The 6,337-nt window shown below is 47.0% G+C and carries 4 protein-coding genes; all 4 read right to left on the bottom strand.

The annotated features are described in order from the left end of the window. A partial coding sequence (locus tag KGY70_15365; protein MBS3776574.1) for an MFS transporter occupies window positions 1-689 on the bottom strand: 689 nt, incomplete at its 3' end. A 193-nt stretch (window positions 690-882) separates the two neighbouring features. Continuing rightward, window positions 883-2,214, bottom strand: a complete 1,332-nt coding sequence (locus KGY70_15360; GenBank protein ID MBS3776573.1) for a Gfo/Idh/MocA family oxidoreductase — start codon at window positions 2,212-2,214, stop codon at window positions 883-885. A gap of 185 nt (window positions 2,215-2,399) precedes the next feature. Beyond that, complete coding sequence (locus KGY70_15355; GenBank protein MBS3776572.1) at window positions 2,400-4,292, bottom strand: RagB/SusD family nutrient uptake outer membrane protein; 1,893 nt, start codon at window positions 4,290-4,292, stop codon at window positions 2,400-2,402. Window positions 4,293-4,328: 36 nt separating this feature from the next. Next, window positions 4,329-6,337, bottom strand: a 2,009-nt coding sequence (locus tag KGY70_15350) for a SusC/RagA family TonB-linked outer membrane protein (GenBank protein MBS3776571.1), incomplete at its 5' end; no start/stop codon positions are given.

Here is a 6,337-nt window from a genome sequence, read left to right as displayed (position 1 = left end):
AAAAGTTCTGTCATAAGCGGCTTACCCCAGGTGGTCATGGTGATTTCAAGGGACATATAGAAAAACAGGGCCAAAACACCAATCAATACCGCGGATTTCTTAAGGAGGTCAACAGCCATGGACAACCTAAATCCGCTGGCTATATGGGGATAGCTCGTGGTCAGGGATACAATAAAAAAACCGACCACTATTGCCCCCATAATGGACACGGCGCCGCTGTAGCTGAGGCTTTGTAAAAAAAGGGTAAAAAGCAGCGGGGTCAGTACATAGCCTACGCCAAAGAAAACATTGCCAAAGTTGCTGGCGCGGGCGGGGTCTTCCCCCTTATAAAGCACTGCCGGGATAAGGGTATTGCCTACTGTATTGAGGGACATGGCCCCTATACCCAGCAGGATACTGGCCAGCATGGCCAGGGCATAGCTCGTGGCAAAGGCCAGCAAAAACATGCTTGCCGCCACCAGGGCAAATCCAAAGATGGCCAGGGGTTTGTGGCCGAATTTATCTACCAGGGGGCCGAGGAAAAGCTGGACGATACAACTGGTCAGAAACAAGGCCATGACCAGTGAGCCAAAGGCATCTTCTTTGATGCCCAGATCATTCATTAACTCCACCGAGACGGAACCGAGAATAACAAAGCACACCGCGACGGTGAACACGGCCATAAGGGCTACGACTACAATTTTTTTCATAATGGTATTGGTTTTTATTTATAAAATAAATGAATCCGGTATAAAAAGATAAAATATGATTGATATGGCGCCAAGCGGCTCTTACAGATATCTATTAATCATAATGATAATTTCTTGGTATTTTGCCAAATAAGCCGCTTAGCGCCTTTTTAGAACAAACTCATAAATGGATCATTTAGAAATGGCTTCCCATTTATTCTTCCGAACCGGGTACCGGAACTTCATTATTAACCAGATCACTGGAACCCATAGAAGTTACGGACTCAGGGCCTCCTTCGGGACCCAACCGGAGGCTCGACTTCATCATCTCATCCCAGGTGACTTCTTCTCCCGTGTATGCAGAAATCCTACCCATTATGGCGCAAAGCGTTGATTTGGCTGTAAATTCAGCCTCGTTAACGGGTTCGTCTCTCCGAATAGAGGTTACCAGGTGAATGTGCTCCTGCAGGTAGGGGCTGTTTACATCTTCGGATTTCTCGTAGGACCAGATATTTTCACCGTCCGGTCGGGCTATGTAGCTGGTGCAGTCGGAATAACCTTTTGTACCGCGTACAAATTCCGAAACATCATTTACGCAGCCGTCTATCTGCCGGCACATGCTATGCATGTGAATGTCTCCCTCATATACAAAATCTACGCTGAAATTGTCGTACTGATCGCCGGTAACCCTGCGGTGTCTGGAGCCAAAACCAACGGCTCGCTGAGGAAATTTTCCGCCCATGAACCAGTTGATGACATCGATGTTGTGCACATGCTGCTCGGTGATGTGATCGCCTGAGAGCCAGGCCCAGTTAACCCAGTCCCGTAGCATGAACTCCATATCGCTCCACTCGGGTTTTCTCTCCCGATACCAAAGCTGGCCGCTGTTCCAGTAACAGTTTGCCCCGACTATATCACCTATTTCGCCACGCATGATGCGTTTATAGGCTTCAATGTAGCTTTCCTGGTGGTGGCGCTGGGTTCCGGTAATAACAGTCAGTCCGAGATCATCGGCTCTTTTCGAGGAGCTAATGATTGAACGGGCTCCTACCGGGTCAACTGCCAGGGGCTTTTCCATGAAAACATGCTTATGGGCATCCACGCAGGCAGCAAAGTGCAGGGGTCTGAAATACGGTGGAGTGGCAAGAATTACTATGTCCACATCCGAGTCGATCACCTTTTGATAGGCGTCGAATCCAATGAAACACCGATTATCGGGGACCTCTTGTTCGGTTTGTTCTTTAATTCGCTTACGACTATCTGCCATTTTATCTTCAAAAACATCGCCCATGGCGGCTAATTCCAGATTGGGGCCCGCGTTGATGAAATTGATGGCAGCGCCAGTACCTCTGCCGCCGCAGCCTATCAGGCCTGCCTTCAAGGGCTCGCCATCAGGTGCCTCATTTAAAAGCGGGGGAAGACTGAGTTCTGCCTTGGTTCCTCTGCTGCATGAAGAAAGCCAGTTGGCGGTTAGTGCCATTCCGGCAACTCCAAGCGCACTTTTTGTGAGAAATTCTCTCCTGGTTTGTTTGTTTTTGTGTTCCATAGTTGTAAAAATTTAGTGGTGGTTGATTATTTAGTACCTTACCAGTCAAATTCTTGCTTTTTTAATTTTAGTCGTGTCTTCTTTATATTACTTATAATAGCCTAAGGTCTGTAATAAGACCTGGTTTTCCTAAAAAAACCGATCCCGGCTTGGGATCGGTTTTTTTATTCAAATCAATATCCGCATTAATAATTCGGATTCTGGGTGAGCTGCGGTGCTCTTTGCATTTCGTCATAAGGAATTGGCAACCAATAAGCGCTTTCTTTCCATTCCCGTGCATCCTGAATTGTAGATGGAGAATACGCCCATCTCATCTTACCATCTTCCCACTCATAGACGTTCATTACATGTACGTCGTGCAGGACTTCACCGGCAATCATCCAGCGGCGTATGTCAAACCAACGCTTTTCCTCACCGAAAAATTCAATCTTTCTTTCGTGGCGGACAAACTCCATGGCCTGGTCCTGACCAACACCTGTCGGTCTATCGGGCAAGCCGGCACGATTTCTTACTTTGTTCACAGCCTCGATGCCATTCTGTATTTCTCCCAGTTCAATGCTGGCTTCTGCATAATCCAGCAATATTTCGGCATATCTGAATTCAGGCCAGGCTTGTTCATTGTTGTTGTACTGCCCCTGAATCTCGGGATCAAGGAACTTTTTGAGGTAATATCCGGTTTTGGTGCCGTTCCAGGGTTCAACCTCACCTTGTCGGGTATCCATTCCGGCGGTTACAGCATCGTCATTTGTATGATCAGCTCCTGCTTCTACAAAATAACCGCTTTCAACAACAGCGGGTCCTTTGGAACGATCCTGCCAGGGAGCACCGTGGTAAAGTACAGAAGCATAAAAACGGGGCTCACGCCTATAATACGGATCCAGATAGGGATTGTTTTCCAGTTCAGAAGCTGTGGCTTCTCTTACGTTTTCATTATCCACGGAAGCGGGGCCATCCCAATCAAATTCACTGCCATCCGCCATTTCAAATGATCGAACAAACGGCTCCTGTGGATTGTTGTTTCCCCAGTTGTTATATCCATTGGGACCATGCCATAAATTTGCCAGCATATAATTCCCTTTTTCCTGGTTGTACTGAACCCCCCAGATTAACTCCTCGTTCCATTCTCCTTTTTGTAAAAAAACGCTGTGGAAGTTGTCGGCATATTCCTGAATTTGTTCTTCAGTCATATCTTCCGGGGGATCCTCCGTGGTACCGGTCAAACCATAGTTTCCATAGTCACCATTAATGAATGACTCGGCAGCGGACTGTGCAGCTTCCCATCGCTGCTGCTGTGAGCCTTCCTGGAAGGAAACCAGGGGATTACTGGATTCATATCCCCCATTGACCAGATCACTGGCACAAAATGTAAGCAGTCTAACTTTCAAAGCAGCGGCAGCACCCTGAGTGGCACGTCCCTGCTCAATACCGCCTCTCTGGGGTAAAAGATCGATGGCATTTTCAATATCAGAAAGGATGAAATCCCTCGTTTCAGCCAAAGAGGATCTTTTAATTCCTGAGTAATCTTCACCCAGTTCAAAGGGCTCCTCCACCAGGATTCCACCTCCATAAGTGCGCAACAGATTTGTATATTCAAAGGCCCTAATGAAATAAGCTTCTCCTTTCATACGTTCCTTAAGATCTTCTTCCGTTGAAGTTTCAGTGGGAACATCATCTATATTGGCAAGCAGCACATTAACATTCTTGATGTTATCGTAAATTAATTCCCAATTATACGCACCAAATCGATTGCTGCCCCAATGGCCCAGTTCATCGGGAGCCAAAGTACCCTTTGACCAGGTATACGCCCCTGGCCGGTGAATACATAGGGCTTCATCGGTAGCTGAAGAAAGCAGATCTTCAAGCAATCCCAATTGTCCGGTCCAGCCGGCGGGACCCCCTATGTTGTTGTAACAGTCACCCAGATAAGACTTAGTCAAATTAATGTCATCAAATACCGATTCTTCGGTAAATGAGCTTACGGCTTCCCGGTCAAGGGGATCTTGTTCACATGATGTAGGCATCATAAACAACATCACCCCTGCCGTTATATATCCCAATATCTTTTTTATATGATTCATATCAGTTGATTTTATTAGATTCACAATTTATATGATTTAGAACGTAAGATTTACACCCATGGCAATGGTTCTTGTCGGAGGATAGGTCATCGGATTACCCACTTCGGGGTCGAACTTATCCTGAGCACTGTATATCAAAAAGAGGTTATTGCCCCTTATAAAAATTCTTGCGCTGCTAAGACCTATACCACCAAATGCCTCTTCAGGAACACTATAGGAAAGCGATGCCTGTTTCAAGCGGGCATATGCCATGCTGTCCCACCAGTAGGTATTGTTTCTTCTCCACCATGTCCAATACTGATCACCACGGTTCCTGGCCCTGGGCACATCGGTATCTGTATTAGCCTCAACGCCCGGGAGGTTGCCCTGAGTCCAGCGGTTGTCATAGTTCCATCCGAAATAGTTGCCGGCTTCCCCGCGGCGACCATCAGTGGTATGCTGCTGGTAATAGGTTCCCTGACCCTGAACATGCATGGAGAGGTTCCAGTTTTTATAAGCCATATCAAGCGTCACTCCATAAAATGTTCTGGGAGATTCTGTTCGGTCCCTCAAAATCATATCGTCATCAGTGATCTCTCCATCTCCATCAACATCTTTTAATTTGATGTCACCGGGTTTGGCTTCCGGATGGCTTGGATAATTATTCACTTCCTCCCAGTCTTCAAATACACCTATGGCTTCATACATCAGGGTCACCCCATAAGGTTTTCCTTCCCGCTCCTGCCAGGGTACCGACCTTTTCGGTTCATCCATAAAAATCACCTCATTTTTGTTATAACTGATGTTTCCTCTCAGACTGAAACTGAAATCCTGTCCCAACTCCTCGTTGTAACCGGCCTGGATCTCAAATCCGCGGTTGTCCACTTCGGCAATGTTCTCATCGGGAAGAGCCAATCCGGTAAATTGAGGAACAGAAGCATTTCTGCTGGTCAAAATATCCGACCGCTTTTTATAAAACAGGTCAACATCCAGGCTGAAAGTATTATCCAGGAACTGGGATTCAAACCCTACGTTATAAGAAGTTTCCTTTTCCCATGTGATGTTAGGGTTGGCAACGCCTTCCTGGTAAACAATGGATTCAACCTCTTTTGCTGTACTAAATGCCACTCCTGATCCTATGCTGTATTTATTCAGGTACTGAAATGGACTACCCGGATCCATCCCCATTTTACCGTAACTGGCTCTCAGTTTAAAGTAGTTGATAAAGGGGAGGCTTTCCTGCCAGAAATTCTCTTCGGATGCTCTCCAGCCCAACATAAAAGAGGGGAAGTTACCCCATCGGCTGTCGGGAGGATATTTCAGGGAACCATCCCGGCGGAAAGTAAATTCAGCCAGGTACTTTTCCTGGTAATTGTAGCTGGCACGGCCGATGAACGATCTACGGGAATAGATCCAGCGGCTACCCGAATTGTCTTTCTCTTTTTCACCGCCGGCATTTAGTGTTTGCACCTTGTCGGAGATATAGTAGTTGCGATAGGCTGAAATGTAGTTTCCGTCGTCATTCAACTGTTCAACAGAGCCAAACAGGCTGAGGTAGTGATCGCCAAAATCACGTTCATAGCTTACGCTTATATTGGCCTGCTCTCTCAGGTCCCGATGGTACTCTTCGGTTTGGTTGGGCGCTTCGGTACCCCTTTCCTGGGGGATGAGCTCCATATCATCAATGAATCCGTCCCCGTCGGTATCCTCAGCAGTATCCCAGTCGGGGAAATACAATATCCAGGGCTTCTGGAAACGCCAATCATACCGGTTGTCCACATCGTAAGAATACCTTGCTTCCACATCAAGATTCTCCAGCGGATTAAGCTGCAGCCTCAGTGTATTCTGCGTTTTGTAATGTTTTTCATCGTCGTGGCCCGTTTCGAAGGTAGAAGTCACAACCGGGTTGTCTCCGTATTCGATATCCGGTCCGGGTTTGCCGTTGGGCCAGAATGCAGGCATTGTCGGCACCAGACGGGTTGCCTGCCCGTAAATTGACCAGGCGCTTTTTGTAGGGTATTTGCGTTCGGTCTGAAAACCGGCAAAATCATAAGATATATCCATCC

Source organism: Bacteroidales bacterium, assembly GCA_018334875.1.
Classification (GTDB): Bacteria; Bacteroidota; Bacteroidia; order Bacteroidales; family UBA12077; genus JAGXLC01.
The sequence above is the reverse complement of the archived record's forward strand: the minus strand, read 5'-3'. Positions and strand labels throughout refer to the sequence as shown.

Bases quoted from the DNA above. Each gene is read 5' to 3' on its own strand.
- KGY70_15360 (MBS3776573.1), bottom strand. From the start codon at position 2,214: ATGGAACACAAAAACAAACAAACCAGGAGAGAATTTCTCACAAAAAGT.
- KGY70_15355 (MBS3776572.1), bottom strand. From the start codon at position 4,292: ATGAATCATATAAAAAAGATATTGGGATATATAACGGCAGGGGTGATG.